Genomic DNA, 21,104 nt, shown 5'->3' on the forward strand with positions numbered 1-21,104 from the left:
TGGTAGACCCATTTTCATGATCAATACATCGCCATTGCTGAACTATGTCTCAAGTCATCATGATATTAAAGCCATTAATCAGTGGCGAACGGATGTAGAAAAGCAATTGCAAGATTCATATGAAAATGGGCAATCTATTCGAGAAATCATTAAAGCTCGTTCAGACTTAGTAGATGAAGCGCTCGTCTTTTTATGGAAACATGCAGAACTTGACCAGTCAAAACTAGGTCTTTTTGCAGTAGGTGGTTACGGGCGCCGTGAAATGCTGCCCTATTCTGATGTAGATATCATGATTTTGTCTGAAGATGAAATCAGTGAAGAAAATGAAAAACGTATCTCTACATTTATTTCCTCTTTATGGGATGTAGGAAATTTCAAACCAGGTATTAGTGTTCGCACCATTCAAAGCTGTGTTGAACAAGCCGCTACCGATTTAACTGTTGCCACTACATTAATTGAAGCGCGTTTAATCACGGGTAATACACAACTTGCGAAATGGCCTCGCCGTATTGTTTCACAGACATGGACAGACAAAACATTTTATGACGCAAAAATGGCCGAACAAGCCAAGCGTTACCACCAACACAATAATACCGAAAGTAATTTAGAACCTGACATTAAAAATGCACCGGGCGGTATTCGTGACATTAATCAAATTGGTTGGATTGCCAAACGCCACTTCCGAGTGAACCGTATTTATGACTTAGTGCATTTAGGTTTCATTTCAGAGTTTGAATTGGCTGTTTTAGAAGAAGCTGAAAGCTTTCTTTGGGAAATTCGACATCATTTACACCGTTTAGCCAAACGTGATGAAAACCGTTTACTCTTTGACCACCAAAGAGAAATTGCTGCTAAATTTGGTTACGTTCGTCAAGAAGGCCAACCTGTAAATTATGGCGTTGAGCAATTCATGAAACGCTACTACCGTACGGCGCAGCAGGTTTCAACACTCAATGAAATGTTGCTGGCGTATTTTAGTGAGTCTGTCATTACTCCTCGACTCCCCAACTATGAACGCAAAATTGAAGTTGTGAACGATCACTTTAAGATTGTCGACAATAAACTTGCAGTACAGCATCATAAAATTTTTGCAGAGCATCCGAGCGCGATCTTAGAGTTGTTCTATATTTTAGCGAATCGACCAGATATTGAAGGTATTCGCGCTCGAACTTTGCGCTTACTCATTCTTGCTGCAAAACGAATTAACCAAAGTTATCGTGATAACCCAGAGCATCAAGCACTATTTATGTCGATTATTCGCTCACCATATCGACTATACGATACCTTGGTCGCGATGAAACGTTATGGTGTGTTAGGAAACTATATTCCTGCTTTTGGTCAAATTATGGGTCTTATGCAATATGACCTATTCCATATCTATACGGTTGATGCTCACACCTTATTATTGCTGCGTAATTTAAATCGTTTTAGAGAACCTGAATTTGCCAAAGAATTCCCTGTAGTAAGTTCGGTTTTCCAACGTCTTGCTCGTCAAGATATTGTCTTTATTGCTGCTTTATTCCACGACATCGCAAAAGGCCGTGGTGGTGACCATAGCGAACTTGGCGCAGAAGACGCGATTGAATTTGGACGTGCACATGGCTTTACAGAGCGTGAATGCAAATTAATTGCATGGCTTATTCAAAACCATTTGCTCATGTCACTTACAGCTCAGAAAAAAGATATTTCTGATCCAGACGTCGTGAAAGATTTCGCTGAAAAACTTGGCGACATGGAGCATCTTGATTATCTATATACCTTAACGGTTGCCGATATTAACGCGACAAATCCAAAACTATGGAATACATGGCGTGCATCACTTATGCGTCAACTTTATACGCACGCTCGTGATGTAATCCGTACAGGTTTAGGCCGTCCTGTTGACTACCAAATGTTAATTGAAGACACCAAGTTTGCAGCAAGTGAATTACTGGTAAATAACTTCGCATTGGCAGATGTAGAAAAGGTATGGCAAGAACTTGGTGATGAATACTTCATTAAAGAATCGGCAGATGAAATTGCGTGGCATACACAAGCAATTTTAAAACACGGTGATAATCCAGAGCCATTAGTCCTCTTGCGTGCTCACCGTAAAGCAGCTCAAGATGCGGTGCAAATCTTTATTTATACTCGCGATCAACCTAACCTATTTGCCACCACTGTTGCCGTTTTAGACCGAATGAACTTAGACGTTCAGGACGCAAAAATTATCACGGCAAGTACAGCATTTAGCTTAGACACTTATGTTGTACTTGATCGTTTCGGGACATTGCTTACCGACCCAGAACGTGAAGAAACCGTTAAAAATGCATTAGTGAAAGCCCTTAGTCAACCAGACCAATATCCGGGACTCATGCAACGTCGCATTCCACGTCAATTACGTCACTTCGATATTGAAAATACAGTCGACGTAACATTAAATGAAGCCTTACAGCAAAATATGGTCGAAATTTCAACACTCGATCACCCCGGCCTACTTGCACGCGTGGGTGGTTTATTTATGATGCAAGGTTTAGACATCCATTCAGCCCGAATCGCAACTTTAGGTGAACGTGCCGAAGATATTTTCTTTGTCACCAAAAAAGATGGGAAACCGCTGAATAACGAAGAGGTCAAACTCTTCTCTGAAAAACTGAAAGCTGCATTAGATGAAGCATCTAATCAAATTTGTCAGCACTGAAACTCAACTACTTGGTAACTGTTTAATGAACTCTAGCTTGTCGTTATTACATCCGTATCCATTTGAAAAGTTAAACCAACTTTTTAAGGATACTACTCCTGCTAACCTTCCCTTGATTCCTCTATCAATTGGCGAACCTAAGCATCCAGCACCAGAGTTTGTTAAACAGGCTATTATTGATAACTTTAACCACCTATCAACTTATCCAAACAGCAAAGGCTTACCAGAGCTTCGCCAAAGCATTGCAGATTGGTTAACTAAGCGCTTTAAACTCAACAGTATCAGTGCTGAAAACCACATCTTGCCTGTCTCTGGTACTCGTGAAGGGATTTTCTCTTTTGTACAGGCATTAATTAATCGTGAAGATGCACCTTATGTGGTGATGCCAAACCCATTTTATCAAATTTATGAAGGTGCTGCTTTACTTGCAGGTGCAAAGCCATACTTCATCAATTGCACAGAAGAAAATGGTTATTTAGGTGATTTTGATGCAGTACCAGCAGAAGTTTGGGAAAAGACAGCCCTACTTTTTGTATGTACACCGGGTAACCCAACAGGTACTGTGCTTTCTAAAGAACAATTTAAAAAGCTAATTGCTCTATCTGATCAATATAATTTCGTTATTGCTTCTGATGAATGCTATTCAGAGCTTTGGTTTGATCAAGCACCTACTGGTCTATTAGAAGTGTGTGCTGAGCGTGGCCGTGATGACTACAAAAACTGTATCGTATTTCATTCACTTTCAAAACGCTCAAATTTACCAGGTCTGCGCTCAGGTTTTGTAGCGGGTGATGCTGCTTTATTAAAGCCATATTTGCAATACCGTACCTATCACGGCGCAGCAATGCCAGTACAACATCAGCTTGCCTCAATTGCAGCATGGAATGATGAAAGCCATGTTGAAGAAAACCGTAAGCAATATCGTGCAAAATTTGACTTATTTCAATCTGAGCTAGGTCATTTACTTCCATTACAAAAACCAGATGCTGGTTTTTACTATTGGTTAAAAGTGGATAATGATGAAACTTTTGCCAAAATGCTGATGGAAAAAGCCCATATTAAAGTCTTACCGGGCCGTTATTTATCTCGTGATACCGAACAAGGTAACCCTGGAGCTAACCATGTACGTATGGCGTTAGTGGCAGATTTAGCTCAATGTGAAGAAGTAGTTAAGCGTTTAAAAGCGATTCTGTAAGCCTCTTCTTAGCAGTTGTACAGCCTTTTACTCAGGTTGTACAACTGGGCTATAACACTATTTATATGTAATCAAAAGCACAGCAAAAAGAATAAAAGCTACCGCAGAACAATAATATAAACCTGTTGCAGAGCGTTTAATTTTGATTAAAATTCGATCATAGGCCAGCAGTTTAACCAATAAGATATTCCAGATTAAAACCACACCGACCATCCATACACTCATAAGCAGTTTTTGAAATAAACTAAATTTATGTTGTATAAGCAGCATTAAGCTACTATAAAACATAATATTTTTTGGATTTAGAAGACTCGATTGTAAACCTAACACCAAGCTTTTAATTTTGTTGTGCTTATCTTCTGCTTGGTCACTTAAATTATTTACATCGGTTGAGAAATTTAGAACTGTAGATCGGGCTGCATTAAAACAAAGAAAACTCAAATAAGCCAAATACAAAGCACCAAGCCATTTAAATATTAAAAGTAAGATACTACTTAGATTTCCAAGCAACATAAAACTAAACAGGCATCCAGCCAGAATTAAAGCATTTCCTAAAGTGATTCCTAGAACAATACCATATGTATAACGGCGTCCTTTTTGTAGAAGACTAGTGAGAATAAGAAAGAAATCTGGACCCGGTGATAAGAGTGCTAAAAAATGAGTAAATGCAATAACTAAAAAAACTTCCATAACAGCTTCATCTGTAAAACAGTCTGGAAAATCTTAGAAATAGAGCTAAACAATTTCTTGTAAATTATTGCGCGGCTGCGAGCTGGAACTGCCGAGGAGTTACTCCTGTATGTGCTTTAAAAGCTTTATGGAAATGACTTTGATCACTAAAACCTAAATTTACAGCCAATTCGGCAAGTGGCACGCCTTGTTTGAGCTGCTCTCGAGCCTGATTAATTTTTAAATTAATTTGAAATGCATGTGGAGTTAAACCTACATTTGCTTTGAATAGACGTATGATTGCATATCTGCTTAAACCTACTCGTTGAGCAAGTTCTTCTAAAGAAATAAAACCCTCTGAGGATGAAATCACATCGATCAGGTTTAAAAAGTCTTTATATAAATATTGAGGCTTTTGTATTTCTTCTAAAATAAAATGCGGTAATAACAAATGAATCAGGCAATGGAGAAGAGACTGCTCTTTTTCAAAAATTAATTTTTGCGCATCAAATAATGTCTCATTCATTTCAGTAAAAGCTTCATATAAAGATTCGTCTTTTATAATGAGCGGCTTATGCTGAGGTATATGTAAATCAAGACCTTGCTCTTGAAATTCTGAATACAGTTGATTTAACCATGCTAGATCTAAATGAAGCATCTGGTAACTCCATGCCTGATTTGGCATAGGATTACATGAATGCTCAACATGTGCGGGCACAATAACTAATGTACCCGCCGAGATCTTTTGTGCAGTGCCAAAAGAACTTTGAAAAACACTATTCCCCTCATCTATAGCACCAATTGAAAATGTTGGATGGCTATGAGACTTATAACATGTTCTGCCAAAACATGACCTTCGGGTTTCCACATAAGGCATTCGCCGATCTTGCCAAAACTCGAAAGTTTGAGGAATAGCGTTCATTGAACCCATTAACTCGCTAATGCTTTTTCAATATCAGCTTCCAATGCTTCAGGCTTAGTTGTTGGCGCATAACGATTTAAAACCGAACCATCTTTACCAACTAAAAACTTGGTAAAGTTCCATTTAATAGTACTGCTTCCTAAAATTCCTTTTGCTTCACGGGTTAAATATCTAAAGATCACATGAGCTTCAGGACCTTTTACATCTACTTTGGCAAACATAGGGAATTTCACTCCATAGTTACGCTGGCAGAATGTACCTATCTCTTTATTGCTTCCGGGATCTTGCCCACCAAACTGATTGCAGGGAAAACCTAAAACTTCTAAACCTTGGTCTTTATATTTTTCATAAAGTTTTTCGAGGCCCGCAAACTGTGGAGTAAAACCACATTTACTTGCAGTATTTACAATTAATAAAACTTTACCTTTGTAATCAGCGAATTGTTTAATATCTCCCTCTAACAATTCAGCTTCAAACTGATAAATGTTACTCATGGATAGGTTTCCTCATCATTTTTTTCTTGTGTTTTCAGTTGTAATGATGCCGAGTTCACACAGTAGCGCAAACCTGTCGGCTGTGGTCCATCTTCAAAAACATGCCCAAGATGAGCTTCGCAATCATGACAAACAATTTCCGTTCTGACCATACCATGCGTTAAATCTTCATGTTCATCAATAACGCTTCCATTCAGAGGGCGAAAGAAACTTGGCCAACCACAACCGCTATCGTATTTTGCATCTGACGAAAACAATTCCGCGCCACAACAACGACAAACATAAGTGCCATGTTGCTTAGTATTCCAGTATTGCCCCGTAAATGCTGGTTCAGTGCCCTTTTGTCGCGTTATCCGATATTCTTCAGGTGATAACTCTCTTTGCCATTCTCGGTCTGTTTTATTAACTTTTCCCATGACCTGCACCTTTTATTCTGATGTAAACATAAATTGATAATCGTATTTTATATTTACGCCATTCATCAAAAAAACACTAGTCTCTGAACGTAAAATTTGTTGGATTTTAAACATCTAAGCAACAGAAAGCAAAAAGTAAGCAAAACACAAGAACAAAAGAAAGCAATTTTTTATTTTATTTCCTTTTAAGGAAGCAAAGATGGTGCTATTCTTGTGTGGCACGGTTGTATAGGACAAAACATGTCTCAGAAAAAAAGTGTGCTTTTCCAGCAACTATTACCAGTTATCAAACAGTATCAGCAATCGGGCTTTACCCATGAAAAAATTGTTGAATTACTTAAAGATCAACATGATCTGAATTTGGTAACAGTCAAAACATTTAAAAGTTATTTATACCGATATGCAAAAGTGAATCCAGCTATGTCTAAAAATACTGCTACTCTCCAATCCATGCCAACTTCACGAGAAATTAAAAAATCATCGAAGCTTGAGCATGTTTGTTATGACATTCGCGGACCAGTATTACGAGCCGCCAATGAAATGGAAGAGCAAGGACATAAAATCATTAAGCTGAATATCGGCAACCCTGCTCCATTTGGTTTTGAAGCACCACAAGAAATTATTAATGACGTTGCTTTAAACCTACCAAATGCAATTGGTTATGTAGATTCAAAAGGTATCTTTCCGGCACGTAAAGCAATCTGCCAGTACTACCAGCAAAAAGGCATCTTAAATATGCACGTTAATGACGTGTATATCGGTAATGGTGTATCTGAACTCATTGTTATGGCTATGCAAGGCCTACTCGATGATGGTGATGAAATGCTCATTCCGATGCCGGACTATCCGCTATGGACAGCTGCCGTTAACCTGTCGGGCGGTACAGCCATTCACTATAAGTGTGATGAAGAAAACAGTTGGTATCCTGATATTGCCGATATTGAAAGTAAAATTACTTCAAACACACGTGGTATTGTCATTATCAATCCGAACAATCCAACTGGTTCGGTATATCCACGTCATGTGCTTGAGCAAATTGTGGCACTTGCAAAGAAACATGACCTGATTTTATTTGCTGACGAAATTTACGACAAAATCGTTTACGATGGCATTGAACATGTTGCTGTTGCTTCTTTAGCAGGCGACCAATTATGTATTTCTTTCAATGGGCTATCAAAAGCATATCGTATTGCTGGTTTCCGTTCAGGCTGGATGGCAATCACAGGCGATAAGAGCCGTGCAGCAGATTATATCGAAGGTCTGGATATGTTAGCTTCAATGCGTTTATGTGCAAACGTACAAGCTCAGTATGCAATTCAAACAGCGCTTGGTGGCTATCAGTCTATTAATGACTTGATCCGACCAGGTGGACGTTTATATGAACAGCGTAATATCGCATGGGAAATGTTAAATGAAATTCCTGGTGTAAGCTGTGTTAAACCAGAAGGCGCAATGTATTGTTTCCCGCGTCTTGATCCTAACATTTACCCAATCGAAGATGATGAAAAGTTAATGTTAGATTTACTTCGTGCTGAAAAAGTACTATTAGTTCAAGGAACAGGCTTTAACTGGCCAACACCAGACCATTTCCGTGTTGTTTTCTTACCGGCAGAAAACGAATTACGTGAAGCAATTGGTCGTTTAGGTCGTTTCTTGGCCAATCGCCGTTAAAAAAATGCATAATAAAAAAGCATCTTAAATTAGGTGCTTTTTTTATTTTTATATCATTTAAATAATTATTTAATAACTAATATCACCTATTTTAATCAGATCAATAAACCAAATTAATATACTGAATAATATAAACTTTTAAAAATAATATATAAGACTTATTTTCTCAAAAAATCTCATCCATATTTTTTTACCAAACGTTTAAATTACTATATTTATCCTCTATTCCTCCTTTCGTTATTATGCAAAAAATGCATAAGTTGATATTTTTTTGCATTTCACACTGCTTCAAAATCGAGCAACAATCCCTTCCCATAACAACATCACCATATTCGATTCGGTTAATACTGATGCAAATTTAGGAAGATGAAATCAGTTACAGGACCGAACTGAACTACAAGGAAAGCTTTCAATCATCGTTATCCCATCTAAAAGATGATTGAACCCAAAGGATAGAGGTTCCTATGAAGCAAAAGAAATTGCTCAAGTATATTGTGGTTGCTATTTTACTAGGAGTATTGACGGGTTGGATCTGTCATCACTTGTTTAATGAAGGCGAGCAACTGAAGCAAATCGCTTCTTATTTCAACATCGTCACAGATATCTTTTTACGTCTCATCAAAATGATTATTGCCCCATTGGTATTTGCTACAATTGTGTGTGGCATTGTGTCAATGGGCAAATCAACTTCAATTGGTAGCATTACACTCAAGTCAATGACTTGGTTTATTACCGCTTCGTTTGTCTCACTTGCCATCGGTATGGGTTTAGCAAACTTTTTCCAACCTGGCGCGGCGCTAGACCTAGCATTACCAACAGCTCAACAACTTAGTAGTTCTTCTCTCCCAACAACTACTGGTTTTACCTTGCAATCATTCTTGAGTCACGTGTTCCCACGCAGCATTGCAGAAGCAATGGCGAACAATGATATTTTACAAGTCCTTGTTTTCTCTATTTTCTTTGGTTCAGCTCTTGCTTTTGTAAATCAGGGCAAAGAAAAAGACTCAGTTATCATTCGCTTAACTGATGAACTCAGTAAAATCATGTTTCGCATTACTGACTACGTAATGATGTTCGCACCTTTTGCAGTATTTGCTGCAATCGCTTCAGCAATTACAGTACAAGGCTTAGGCTTAATTGTTGATTATGGCATTTTAATCGCAGAATTCTACTTCGGTCTGCTATTACTTTGGGTCATTTTGTTCTCTGTTGGCGCAATCGTACTTAAAAAAGATATCTTCCGTTTAGGTAAATTGATTCGTGAACCTGTAACACTTGCTTTTGCTACAGCTTCAAGTGAATCAGCCTATCCTAAAGTTATGGATGCTTTAAATAAGTTCGGCGTGCCTAAAAAAGTGACTAGCTTCGTTTTACCATTAGGTTATTCATTTAACCTTGATGGTTCAATGATGTACACCACATTTGCGGTACTCTTTATCGCTCAAGCTTACAATATTGATCTGAGCTTCACTCAACAAATCTTGATTTTGTTAACGCTTATGGTGACAAGTAAAGGTATTGCGGGTGTTTCAAGAGCTTCTATTGTGGTTATCTCGGCAACACTCACAATGTTCCATTTGCCTGAAGCCGGCATTCTATTATTACTTGGTATTGATCAGTTCCTTGATATGGGCCGTACTGCAACAAATGTAGTAGGTAACAGTATTGCGACCGCAGTTGTTGCCAAGCTTGAAGGCGATAAAGTGGCAGATACTGAAAAATTACCAGAGCCTGTATTAATTAAATCAACTCAAGAACAAACAATCGCTTAAGTTTCCTTTTTCTCCCACTCTCCCAACTTAAGAGCAATTTTATACGACCTTATAAAATTGCTCTTTTTTTCTTTCGAACTAAACAATAAAAAGTTATCAGTATTTCTATATTAAATAATAGGCCAAATTATGGATTTTAATTCCTATTAAATTTCTTAAAAGTAAACCTTAAAAACAGAATAAAAAACAATCATTCAAAAATTTATATACTTAGAAACATGCACTAACTGATTATTTTTAATTCAATTTATGATTGATTCATTATATTAAACAATTAAGATTATTATTTAATTTGAACATGAAAAATTTTATTTTATATTCTTAATAAATATAGTTTTAAAAATCAATTCAATAAATCCACCAAATGTTAAATAAAGGCCCAACCCAACCTATTATTTTTTAATTTTATAAAGACTAAAAAATCATTTGCGTGAATTATATTAAAAAGTAAATAAATTCAGATAAATTAGAAAAACTTAATAGATTTTTTATTTTTTTCATGATATTTATTAGCGCTGAATAAAAGCAATGTTTAAATGATTGTTGTCGAAACAAAATGATATTCAAGGAGGCTTTTATTCAAACAAGTTACGGATATGTTTTACGTGGTATGTATTTTGCTTAGGAAAAGCAGGCGTATTCGGCAAACTTTATACTTCGTCACTTCATAAGGATATTTTCGATGTTGACTAAAACTGTTAAATCTTTCGGTTTAGCGATGGGCTTATTAGCCTGCTCTCTCCCACTTTACGCAAAAAACAATGTTGTTGTTGTCGCTACTGGCGGTACCATTGCTGGTGCTGGCGCAAGCTCAGCAAATAGTGCAACTTATACGGCGGCAAAAGTTCCAGTTGATGCTTTAATCAATGCAGTTCCTCAAATTCAAGATTTGGCGAATGTATCTGGTATCCAAGCATTACAAGTAGCTTCTGAAAGTATTACTGACAAGGAATTATTACAAATTGCTCGTCAAGTAAATGAACTTGTTAAAAAGCCAACTGTAAATGGCGTTGTGATTACACACGGTACAGATACTTTAGAAGAAACAGCATTTTTCTTAAATCTTGTTGTTCATACTGATAAACCAATCGTACTTGTTGGCTCAATGCGCCCATCAACTGCTCTTTCAGCAGATGGTCCACTTAACCTTTATAGTGCTGTTGCATTAGCCGCTTCTGATGATGCAAAAAATAAAGGCGTTATGGTTCTCATGAACGACTCTATTTTTGCTGCTCGTGATGTAACTAAAGGCATTAACATTCATACAAATGCTTTTGTAAGCCAATGGGGCGCTTTGGGTACACTTGTTGAAGGTAAACCATATTGGTTTAGACAATCTGTTAAACGTCATACCAATGCTTCAGAATTTAATATTGAAAATATTAAAGGTGATGCTCTTCCAACAGTACAAATCGTTTATGGTTCTGACTCTATGCTTCCTGATGCTTATGAAGCATATGCAAAAGCTGGCGCTAAAGCGATTATTCATGCAGGTACAGGTAATGGTTCTGTAGCGAAATATATCGTTCCAACATTACAAAACCTTCATGACAAAAACGGTATTCAAATTATCCGCTCATCACGCGTTCCACAAGGTTTTGTATTACGTGATGCAGAACAACCTGACTCTAAATATGGTTGGGTAGCAGCTCATGATTTGAATCCTCAAAAAGCGCGTCTTCTTGCAGCGTTGGCACTTACAAAAACCAACGATGCAAAAGAAATTCAACGCATGTTCTGGCAGTACTAAAATTTCTAGCCAGCCCAAATCAATTTGGGCTGGTTCTCTTTACTCGCTTTAATTTTCTCTTTAAAAAATAAAAGAACAACTTTGATCAATCCTTCACTTTCGTGTTCTCAACCTTCTGTTTAAATACTAAAATCAATAACAGTTGCCAAAATATTAAGCATTTCGTTTGAACTTTGCGTGTTAAACTATGCTGCGGTCGCATTAAGGATTGGTTTATGCAGTTTGTTCATCTCGGTATTTACACAGAATTTTCGATTACAGAGTCGATTGTTCGCATACCCGACTTGGTCAAGACTGCGGTAAAGGATGAAATGCCTGCGCTGGCACTTACCGACTTATCTAACCTTCATGCTGCTGTAAAATTTTATAACTCTTGCCTTAAGAAAGGCATTAAGCCAATTTTGGGTAGTACAATCCGTCTTAATGATGCCCAACATCGTGCAACTTTGCTTGCAATGAGCGATATTGGATGGAAAGGATTGACTGAAATTGTTTCGCGTGGCTTTATTGAAGGCCAGCAACTCAGTATCCCTTGTGTACAAAAAGAATGGGTCCTAGAGCAGCATCAAGATATTATTGTTTTACTTGGCCAACATAGTGATGTTGGGCAAATGCTTTGCTCATCTAACCCGCAAAAAGCAGAACCTTTACTTGAAGAGTGGATCGAAAAGTTTGGTAATCGTGTTTATCTAGCCTTAACACGTACTGATCGTCCTGGCGAAGAAGACTTTATTCAAGAAGCTGCCAAACTTGCAGCTAAATATAATGTTGGTGTTGTTGCACACAACGATGTGCACTTTATTGAAAAAGAAGATTTCGAAGCGCACGAAGCTCGTGTATGTATTGCAGATGGTTATGTTTTAGCAGATGATCGACGTCCGCGCTTATATAGTCCAGAGCAGTATTTCAAAACTTCTGATGAAATGATTGAGCTGTTCTCAGATATTCCTAGTGCTATTGAAAACACCTATCAAATCGCTAAACGCTGTAATGTCACTTTAAAGCTCGGTACTTACTTTTTACCTGAGTATCCAATTCCTGATGGTTTTACCATCGATACCTATTTTGAGCACTTATCAAAGGAAGGTTTGGAAGAGCGCTTAAATTACCTTTACCCTGTCGAAAAGCGTGGTGACGACTGGCCCGAAATTCGTAAACCATATGATGAACGAATAGATTATGAAGTCGGAATCATCCTGAAAATGGGATTCCCTGGTTACTTCCTGATTGTCATGGACTTCATTCAATGGGCGAAAAACAATGGTGTCCCTGTTGGACCGGGCCGTGGTTCAGGTGCAGGTTCATTAGTAGCTTATAGCTTAAAAATTACAGATCTTGATCCACTTCGTTATGACCTCCTCTTCGAACGTTTCTTAAACCCGGAACGTGTATCGATGCCCGACTTTGACGTCGATTTCTGTATCGCAGGTCGTGACCGTGTGATCGATTATGTATCACGTACTTATGGCCGTGAAGCGGTTTCTCAGATTGCAACGTTCGGTACGATGGCTGCAAAAGGTGCGATTCGTGACGTTGCCCGCGTTTTAGGGAAGTCTTATGGTCTAGCTGACCGTATTTCAAAAATGGTTCCAACTAAGCCACTTGGTGTGGATTTGGCAACTGCGATTGAAATGGAACCTCAGCTTAAAGATATTGTTACCAACCCTTCCAACCCAGACAATGATGATGCCAGCGAAATTTGGGAAATGGCATTAAAGTTAGAAGGTATTACCAGAAATACAGGTAAACATGCCGGTGGTGTTGTTATTGCACCCGGTAAAATTACCGACTTCTCTGCTGTGCTTTGTGACGCAGACGGTACTAACCGCGTAGCACAGTATGATAAAGATGATGTAGAAGCTGCAGGTCTCGTAAAATTCGACTTCTTGGGCTTACGTAACTTAACCGTTATTGAGGATGCTATCCAAAATATTAATAAAAACCGCGATAGCAATGACCCTTTAAACATTTCACACGTCCCTCTTGACGACCCTAAAGCTTATTCTGTCTTTGCTGATGCAAATACAACCGCGGTATTCCAGTTTGAATCCGTCGGTATGAAACGAATGCTTAAAGAAGCGCGTCCAAGTAAATTCGAAGAAATTATTGCGTTCGTATCTTTATATCGTCCGGGTCCGATGGATCTGATCCCAGACTTTATTCACCGTATGCATGGTGGAGAATTTGAGTATCTTCATCCATTGCTAGAAGGTGTATTAGAACCAACCTACGGGATTATGGTTTACCAAGAACAGGTAATGCAAACTGCACAGATTTGTGCAGGTTACACACTCGGTGGCGCTGACTTGCTCCGCCGTGCAATGGGTAAAAAGAAACCTGAAGAAATGGTGAAACAGCGCCAAATCTTCCTTGAGGGTGCTGGACAAAAAGGTATTGATGAAAGCACAGCTAACCATATCTTCGACTATATGGAAAAGTTCGCAGGCTATGGTTTTAACAAATCGCACGCCGCAGCCTATGCACTTGTTGCATACCATACAGCATGGTTAAAAGCCCACTATCCTGCCGAATTTATGGCAGCAGTAATGTCATCGGAAATGCAGAACACTGACAGTGTCGTATTTTTGATTGATGACTGCCGAAATAACGGACTCGAGGTCTTACCGCCATCAGTCAATATGTCGACTTATCATTTCCATGCGAGCGATGATAAAACCATTGTTTATGGTTTAGGGGCAATTAAAGGTGTTGGTGAACAGGCAATGCAGTCTGTTATTGACTCACGTCGCCAACAAGGGCCTTATACTGACCTATTCGATTTCTGCCATCGTATTGATTTGAAAAAAATCAATAAACGAACCTTAGAAGCACTTATCCGTGCTGGTGCGCTTGATTGTTTAGGTATTGAACGTTCAAGTCTAATGGCTCAATTGCCAGAAGCTGTCCAAGCTGCCGAACAGGCACGTAGTAACCGTGAAAGCGGTATTATGGACTTATTTGGTGAAGTTGAAGAAGTTCAACGTAAACCAGCTAAACCTGTTAAGCCATGGAGTGATGAAGTTCGTCTCAAAGGCGAAAAAGATACGCTTGGACTATATTTAACAGGTCACCCAATTGATGTTTATCGTCAAGAACTCAAAGCGTTTATTCCTGCAAAACTTAATGAAATTACCGCAACTCGTCGCGGTGTAACGACTGTTTATGCAGGACTCGTCCTTGATGTAGCGAATTTCCCAAACCGTGTTGTTATTGTGCTTGACGACGGAACAGCACGTATTGAAGTCAGCTGTAACCACGAACGTTTCCAACGCTTTAAAGATATTATTCAAGTTGAGCGCGTAGTCGTCTTTGAAGGCGAAATTTATGAGCGTGAAGGTTTTGATCGTCCAATGGGACGCTTGAACAAAGCGTTTAGCTTAAATGAAATCAGACAAAAACGCGCCAATAGCATTCAAATCAAGTTAACCCATGATCTATTGCAACCAAGTTTGGCAAAAGATCTACAAAATATATTATTGCCTTATTGTAATGTCGATATGCATCAGCATATTGCAATACAGTTACAGATTGACCAACCATATGCTCAGGCTGAGCTTCAGCTTGGCCCACAATGGAAAGTCGCTCCTTTAGATGAACTTCTTGCCAAACTAAGAGATTACTTTGGTAAGGATAATATTCATATTGAATATCAGGTAAAATCTAAGGCAGCTAAAGCAGCAGAACCTGTTCGTCCACAACCTGTTGCCTCACCTCCTGTGGACATGACTATTGATGATGCATTGGATTCATACCAAAGCGAAGTTTCTCAATATTCGTAATTTCTGGAAATCTTATGAGTTTGTTTGACGACACCGCCGTGTCAAAACAATTAGCACAAGTGCGTATTGTCATGGTCAATACCACTTTACCGGCTAATATTGGCAGTGCTTTACGCGCAATGAAAACGATGGGCTTGAGTAAGTTGGTTCTGGTTTCCCCAAAAACCTACCCACATCCAGATATTCAGGCGCTTGCTGCTGGTGCACAAGATTTATTAGAACAGATTGAAATTGTTGAAACACTCGAAGAAGCAATTAAAGATTGCCATTTAGTTTTCGGGACAAGTGCAAGAAGCCGTACTATTCCATGGCCTTTGTTAGATGTTCGCCCTGCTTCAAAAGAAGCAATCAAGGCGGCTGCTCAAGGACAACAAATTGCGATCGTTTTTGGGCGTGAAGACCGCGGTTTAACCAATGAAGAATTGGCTTTGGCAAACTATCACCTTACTATTCCTGTAAACTCGGACTATGGTGTACTTAACGTTGCTCAAGCGATTCAAGTAGTTTGTTATGAACTTCGTATGTCGGTATTAGAGCAAAAAGAAGTTGCTTCTGATGCTGGGCAAATGCCGCTTGCTCAAGGTCAAAGCATGCAATGGGATGAGCCGTTAGTGACTCAGCAGCAAATGGAAGAGTTCTACCCTCATTTGGAAAAAATGCTCACCGAAATTGAATTTTTAGATCCAGAAAATCCACGTTTACTACCTTTACGCTTGCGTCGTTTATTTGGTCGTATACAATTAGATCGTATGGAATATCATTTACTTCGCGGTATTTTTAGTCGAGTCCAAGCCCTCACAAGCGGCAAATGGAAAAAAGCATCATCGGACAAGGAGGATCAATCCAATGCTTAAACAGCTTAAAGAAGATATACAGGCTGTATTCGCGCGAGATCCTGCTGCACGAAATACACTCGAAGTACTTACCACTTACCCAGGTATACACGCTTTACTTTTGCATAGGCTTGCACATGAATTGTGGAAAAAAGATTGCAAAGGTACCGCCCGTTTTGTTTCGTCATTTAGTCGTTTTGCAACGGGTATTGAAATTCACCCTGGTGCTAAAATCGGCAAACGCTTCTTTATCGATCATGGCATGGGCGTTGTAATTGGTGAAACTGCTGAAATTGGTGATGATGTAACGCTATACCACGGTGTTACCTTAGGTGGTACGACTTGGAATAAAGGTAAGCGTCACCCAACTTTAGAAGATGGCGTGGTTGTCGGTGCTGGTGCGAAAATCTTAGGTCCATTTACGGTAGGTAAAGGCGCCAAAGTTGGTTCAAATGCGGTAGTCACAAAAGCAGTTCCTGCTGGTGTAACAGCTGTTGGTAACCCTGCACGTTATATCTATAAAGATGCCGACAAAACTAAAGATAAAGATGAAGAACGTCGCCGTGATTATGCACAAAGTATTGGTTTTGCTCCGTATGCGACTACTGCTGATCAATCTGACCCAATTTTAGAAGGAATGCGAGTTTTACTTGACCGTATTCAGCACAATGAAACGCGTATGAATAATTTGTGCCAGCGTTTGTCCGAACTTGACCCAACTTTCAAAAAAGAAAGTCAAGATGAACAGCCTTTTAGTGATGAAGAGCTAAAAATTCTTGAAGAAGTTCGTCGTGAATGCGGTGCGCAAAACAAGACATCAAAAACGTAATATTCTTGATTCATAATGTAACACGCTTACCCTTGCATGTCGGTTTAGGTTTTCCTAGACTTGTTGTACCTTATTTAACTTTATAAAATGAACGGAAGATCCTATGAATTTTAAGCCTTTGGCATATATCCTTCTTGCGACCTCAAGTTTAACAGCGTGTACCATGGCACCTGTAAAAGAACAAAAAATTGAGCCGTTTGTTTTTAAGGAACCAGAGCTTACACCTCCATTTTATGCATTAAACCCATTTAATTATGATGCTCCGCCTGCATTTGAAGTTGCTTTAAAAGAAGCTGCTGCACAGCCTGTAACCAAAATGGTTGTAACTCGTCAGGATGATCCAACCAAAACACTTACATTAGATACGAATAAACTGATTGTACCTACAGTCAACAACTCACAACGTTCAATGAAGTACGCAGTTTTAGCGGGCGATAATGAAATTGATGTAACTGAAATTGATGACTTCTTACAACTTGTTGAAGGTAAAGCGCGTCACTATCCGCCTCGTTTTACTGACCGTCAAGAACGTAAAGGCTTTGAAAGCAAACTTAAGGAAGTTACTCAGCGCTTAGATACTTTAGCTGCTAATCCAGATGCTTCATTTGATATTCTTATTCGTGCTTTTAAAGCAAGTGTACTTGCCCGTAACCTTGATTTAGGTACTGCTCATACCACTAAGTCTTTAGAATATGCACAAAGACTTTTAAAAATTAATCCAGATGATGCTGAAGCGAATTTCTGGTTTGGTTTTGGTTTGTCTGAAGGTGGTGGTCAACGTGAGGCTATTCCGTATTTAGATAAAGCTATTAAAGGTAATGTTCAGGAAGCATATTTAGCCGCTGCAAATAACTATATTGCAATGGAACAAAAGAAGAATGCGATTCAGACTCTAAAAAATTACAAGGTTAAATACCCTGATGAAGCTGAAGTAGCAGACCGTTTAATTCAAGAAATTGAAAAACAAGGTCGCTGGAATGTATGGCAAGTTTTAACAAACCCTGCTATGTCTTCTGCTACCCCAAGCGCAGCTACAAAAAAGTAAGCACTTAAAATTTAAAAAAGGGCTGATTTGACAGCCCTTTTTTTATGTTTGATCAATTGAAAAATACTTTAAAATTTGTATGATCAGCATATTACTGATCCACATATTTGACCATAATGTTTGTTAGAAAAAGAAACTCAGCGCTCTTCACGGTCATACTCCTCGGTTCAATCCTGAGTGGATGTCAGGTCGTCAATGTTAAGCAACAAGCTCTCAACGTTACTATTGCAAATGAGCGTAATAGTATTCTTACCCAAGATAAACTAAGTGAAGCAAGTCTTAATGTTTTGTCCATGTCAGGGCAAGAAGCTAAGGCCTGTACAGACTCCCCTGATACTTGTGTTAATCAACTTAAAAATCTGCCCCAAATTTTAGATGAACAGCTGTTATCGGCTGCAAGTGAAATGTATCTGGCGAAAGCAATGGCTTTGTCAGATTCTTCTGAATGTAAAATTAGTCGTTTCACTAAACATAAGCCAACTGAAGAACAAAAAGTTATTCAAAATAAATATGATGAATGCTTAGATCAACAGTTAAGTCTACTCGATAAGAGTATCCGTTATAGCTATGCTTATCTGTTTTCTACAAAACGTCAGCCAACTGATCGTATTTTTGATAATAGACAAGTTCAGATACGCGACTTCTATAATCAAGCGATTGCCAAAATGGTCAGTGTGTATGATTTAAGGTATCCACAAAAAAATGTGGTAGAGCCACAAATCCATATTGGTAAGAGTGTATATTCAATTGATTTTGAGTTTCATAGACAATTATCTGGCCAAAAATTAGAAAAATTAATTTCAAGTTATAACTTAAATTTCTCAGGTTTAAGAACAATCAACCGTCGTGATGGTTTCGGTTCCGAATTTGTAGCTGTCTTCCCAAGTTCAGGCAAAGAAGACATTAATGAATACATTTTAGATCCACTTAATTACAGCTATAAAAATGGTGTAAATCCAAATATTCACCATGCACGTTATTTAGCGGCAACTATTGTTGCAGAGCCTAAACATGCTAAAACCATTCAAGAAATTATTAATGACCCAGAATTTGTAATTCGGGTCTATGATCCTTATCGAACTGATAATATTAATGTCGCTGGTAAGCAATATCCTTTAGCTGCAAACTTCTCAGCTCCTTATGGTCTGTGGTTAGCTGAAAACAACCTAGGTGTAGCGGCTTATTTAAGCTTGATTGATCGTGATCAGCACTTAACCATGCCGCATTTATATATGCTTGAACCTTATAATCCAAACAAAAAAATTATTGTGTTGGTCCATGGTTTAGCAAGTAGCCCCGAGGCATGGATTGCGCTTACCAACGATGTCATGGGTGATACTGTTTTAAGAGATAACTATCAAGTTTGGCAAGTCTTCTACTCGACCAATATGCCAATTCTGGAAAGCCGGTTCCAGATTTATGCACTCTTAAAACAAGCATTTGGTTCGTTAAACCCAAGTGATCCTGCTGCGCATGATGCGGTGCTTGTAGGTCATAGTATGGGAGGAATTATTAGCCGTTTACTTGTAAGTGATGCTGATATTACTAAACCTGCCTTGGAGATGATGACGATCCGTCAGCAAAACCGTTTTAAGAAACATCCTATGGTGACTGAACGGCTGCAAATGCATTCAATTAGTAACTTTGATCGTGCAATTTTCTTGGCATCGCCACACCGAGGTACTGATTATGCAGATCGTTGGTTCACATTAGCTGCGCGTAAAATTATCCGCTTACCGGGTGCTTTTTTATCAGCTGTTGCAACTTCGCTCACCACAGAAAATTTAGATATTAAAGATTTCTTGAATAATATTGATAATGGCCTGATTCAAAATGGACCAAGCGACTTAAGCCATCAATCTAAATTTATGGAACTCACTGAGAATATTAATCCACATCAAGGGTTAATCTTCCACTCAATTATGGGCAACATTACCAAAAGTGATGATCCAAATGTGATTACCGATGGTATTGTTCCTTATAAAAGTGCTCACTTAGAAGGTGCTAAATCTGAGAAAGTTCTACCGGGTGGACACTCTATTCAGTTAACACCACAAGCCGTATTAGAACTACGTCGTATTTTACGAGAGCATTTAGTTGAACATGGTTTGTATAAACCATAAAAAATAAAAAGAGCCAAAGGATATCCTTTGGCTCTTTTGTTTTAGGTTAGATTTTATTGCCCAGAACGGATGATGTAATCAAACGCAGAGAGTGATGCTTTAGCGCCTTCACCTGTAGCAATAATGATCTGCTTGTAAGGTACAGTGGTACAGTCACCCGCAGCAAATACACCTTTTACATTGGTTTCGTTGCGGTCATTCACAATGATCTCTCCACGGTTGGTTAGCTCAACTTCACTATCTTTTAAGAAGTCAGTGTTTGGAAGTAAACCAATCTGTACAAAGATCCCTGCAAGCTCTACCACATGCTCTTCATCAGTCGCACGGTCTTTATATTTAAGACCGGTTACTTGTGAACCGTCACCCAATACTTCTGTGCTTAATGCATTCATAATCACTGTGGTGTTTGGCAAGCTGTTTAACTTGTTTTGCAAGACTTGGTCAGCACGAAGTTTAGTGTCGAACTCAACCAGAGTTACATGCTCAACAATACCTGCAAGGTCAATCGCCGCTTCAACACCTGAGTTACCGCCACCAATCACGGCAACACGTTTGCCTTTGAACAATGGGCCATCACAGTGTGGACAATACGCTACACCACGGGTACGGTATTCAGCTTCACCCGGTACATTCATTTCTCTCCAACGTGCACCTGTTGAAAGGATCACAGTTTTCGATTCAAGTTTTGCACCGTTTTCAAGTTCAACTTCAACCAAGCCATTTGCTGTTTGATCTGCACCAGTGATTTTGCTGACACGTTGCAGGTTCATGATATCGACATCGTATTCACGAACATGTGCTTCCATCTCGGCAGCAAACTTAGGACCTTGAGTCTTTTGCACAGAAGTGAAGTTTTCAATGTCCATGGTGTCCATGACCTGACCACCAAAGCGTTCAGCCACGATACCTGTGTTAATGCCTTTACG

15 protein-coding genes are annotated in these 21,104 nt (G+C 38.8%); 10 read left to right on the top strand and 5 right to left on the bottom strand.

Translation table 11 applies throughout. The features are described from left to right. Positions 1-16: 16 nt before the first annotated feature. Both glnD and dapC read left to right on the top strand, forming a co-directional pair. Complete coding sequence (gene glnD, locus MKL62_RS14060) at positions 17-2,680, top strand: [protein-PII] uridylyltransferase (protein ID WP_000611178.1); 2,664 nt, start codon at positions 17-19, stop codon at positions 2,678-2,680. Positions 2,681-2,705: 25 nt separating this feature from the next. After that, on the top strand, positions 2,706-3,875 hold the full coding sequence (dapC, locus tag MKL62_RS14065) for a succinyldiaminopimelate transaminase (protein ID WP_025470055.1): 1,170 nt from the start codon (positions 2,706-2,708) through the stop codon (positions 3,873-3,875). 57 nt (positions 3,876-3,932) lie between these two features. Here the strand turns inward: dapC and MKL62_RS14070 are convergent, their stop codons facing one another. The 4 genes from MKL62_RS14070 to msrB form a co-directional block, all read right to left on the bottom strand. Next, positions 3,933-4,565 (bottom strand): LysE family translocator, encoded by a 633-nt coding sequence (locus MKL62_RS14070; protein ID WP_000451665.1) that lies wholly within the window; start codon positions 4,563-4,565, stop codon positions 3,933-3,935. Positions 4,566-4,629: 64 nt separating this feature from the next. Continuing rightward, positions 4,630-5,475, bottom strand: coding sequence for an AraC family transcriptional regulator (locus MKL62_RS14075; RefSeq protein WP_000535310.1), 846 nt, complete (start codon positions 5,473-5,475; stop codon positions 4,630-4,632). Further along, positions 5,475-5,960 (bottom strand): glutathione peroxidase, encoded by a 486-nt coding sequence (locus tag MKL62_RS14080; protein WP_000066032.1) that lies wholly within the window; start codon positions 5,958-5,960, stop codon positions 5,475-5,477. The genes MKL62_RS14075 and MKL62_RS14080 overlap by 1 nt, the downstream gene beginning before the upstream one ends. Further along, positions 5,957-6,376 carry a peptide-methionine (R)-S-oxide reductase MsrB gene (gene msrB, locus MKL62_RS14085; RefSeq protein ID WP_000521160.1) on the bottom strand — a complete coding sequence of 140 codons (420 nt, stop codon included), beginning with the start codon at positions 6,374-6,376 and terminating at the stop codon, positions 5,957-5,959. The genes MKL62_RS14080 and msrB overlap by 4 nt, the downstream gene beginning before the upstream one ends. 240 nt (positions 6,377-6,616) lie before the next feature. Here msrB and MKL62_RS14090 point away from each other — a divergent pair, with 240 nt between their 5' ends. From MKL62_RS14090 to MKL62_RS14125, 8 genes are all read left to right on the top strand, one after another. Continuing rightward, the gene (locus tag MKL62_RS14090; RefSeq protein WP_000078703.1) at positions 6,617-8,047 is read left to right on the top strand and encodes a pyridoxal phosphate-dependent aminotransferase; all 1,431 of its coding nucleotides are present in this window, start codon (positions 6,617-6,619) and stop codon (positions 8,045-8,047) included. Positions 8,048-8,511: 464 nt separating this feature from the next. Then, positions 8,512-9,819: a dicarboxylate/amino acid:cation symporter gene (locus tag MKL62_RS14095; RefSeq protein WP_030423809.1), complete on the top strand. Its 1,308-nt coding sequence runs from the start codon at positions 8,512-8,514 to the stop codon at positions 9,817-9,819. Positions 9,820-10,501: 682 nt separating this feature from the next. After that, a complete protein-coding gene (locus tag MKL62_RS14100) occupies positions 10,502-11,569 on the top strand; it encodes a type II asparaginase (protein ID WP_000956445.1) in 1,068 nt (355 codons plus the stop codon). A gap of 215 nt (positions 11,570-11,784) precedes the next feature. Further along, the gene (gene dnaE / locus MKL62_RS14105) at positions 11,785-15,348 is read left to right on the top strand and encodes a DNA polymerase III subunit alpha (RefSeq protein ID WP_005128845.1); all 3,564 of its coding nucleotides are present in this window, start codon (positions 11,785-11,787) and stop codon (positions 15,346-15,348) included. 14 nt (positions 15,349-15,362) lie between these two features. After that, a complete protein-coding gene (locus MKL62_RS14110; protein ID WP_000051397.1) occupies positions 15,363-16,202 on the top strand; it encodes an RNA methyltransferase in 840 nt (279 codons plus the stop codon). Then, entirely contained in the window at positions 16,195-17,010 is an 816-nt protein-coding gene (gene cysE, locus MKL62_RS14115) for a serine O-acetyltransferase (RefSeq protein WP_000917698.1), read from the top strand. Before MKL62_RS14110 ends, cysE begins: the two co-directional genes overlap by 8 nt. A 103-nt stretch (positions 17,011-17,113) precedes the next feature. After that, complete coding sequence (locus tag MKL62_RS14120; protein WP_001009738.1) at positions 17,114-18,055, top strand: ABUW_2363 family tetratricopeptide repeat lipoprotein; 942 nt, start codon at positions 17,114-17,116, stop codon at positions 18,053-18,055. A 116-nt stretch (positions 18,056-18,171) separates the two neighbouring features. Then, complete coding sequence (locus tag MKL62_RS14125) at positions 18,172-20,178, top strand: esterase/lipase family protein (protein WP_000498041.1); 2,007 nt, start codon at positions 18,172-18,174, stop codon at positions 20,176-20,178. 53 nt (positions 20,179-20,231) lie between these two features. Here MKL62_RS14125 and MKL62_RS14130 read toward each other — a convergent pair. Next, positions 20,232-21,104: FAD-dependent oxidoreductase (locus tag MKL62_RS14130; RefSeq protein ID WP_270899785.1), on the bottom strand; the 873-nt coding region annotated here is incomplete at its 5' end.

The sequence above is a fragment of the Acinetobacter sp. AOR01_HL genome (assembly GCF_027855455.1).
GTDB classification, from domain to species: domain Bacteria; phylum Pseudomonadota; class Gammaproteobacteria; order Pseudomonadales; family Moraxellaceae; genus Acinetobacter; species Acinetobacter baumannii.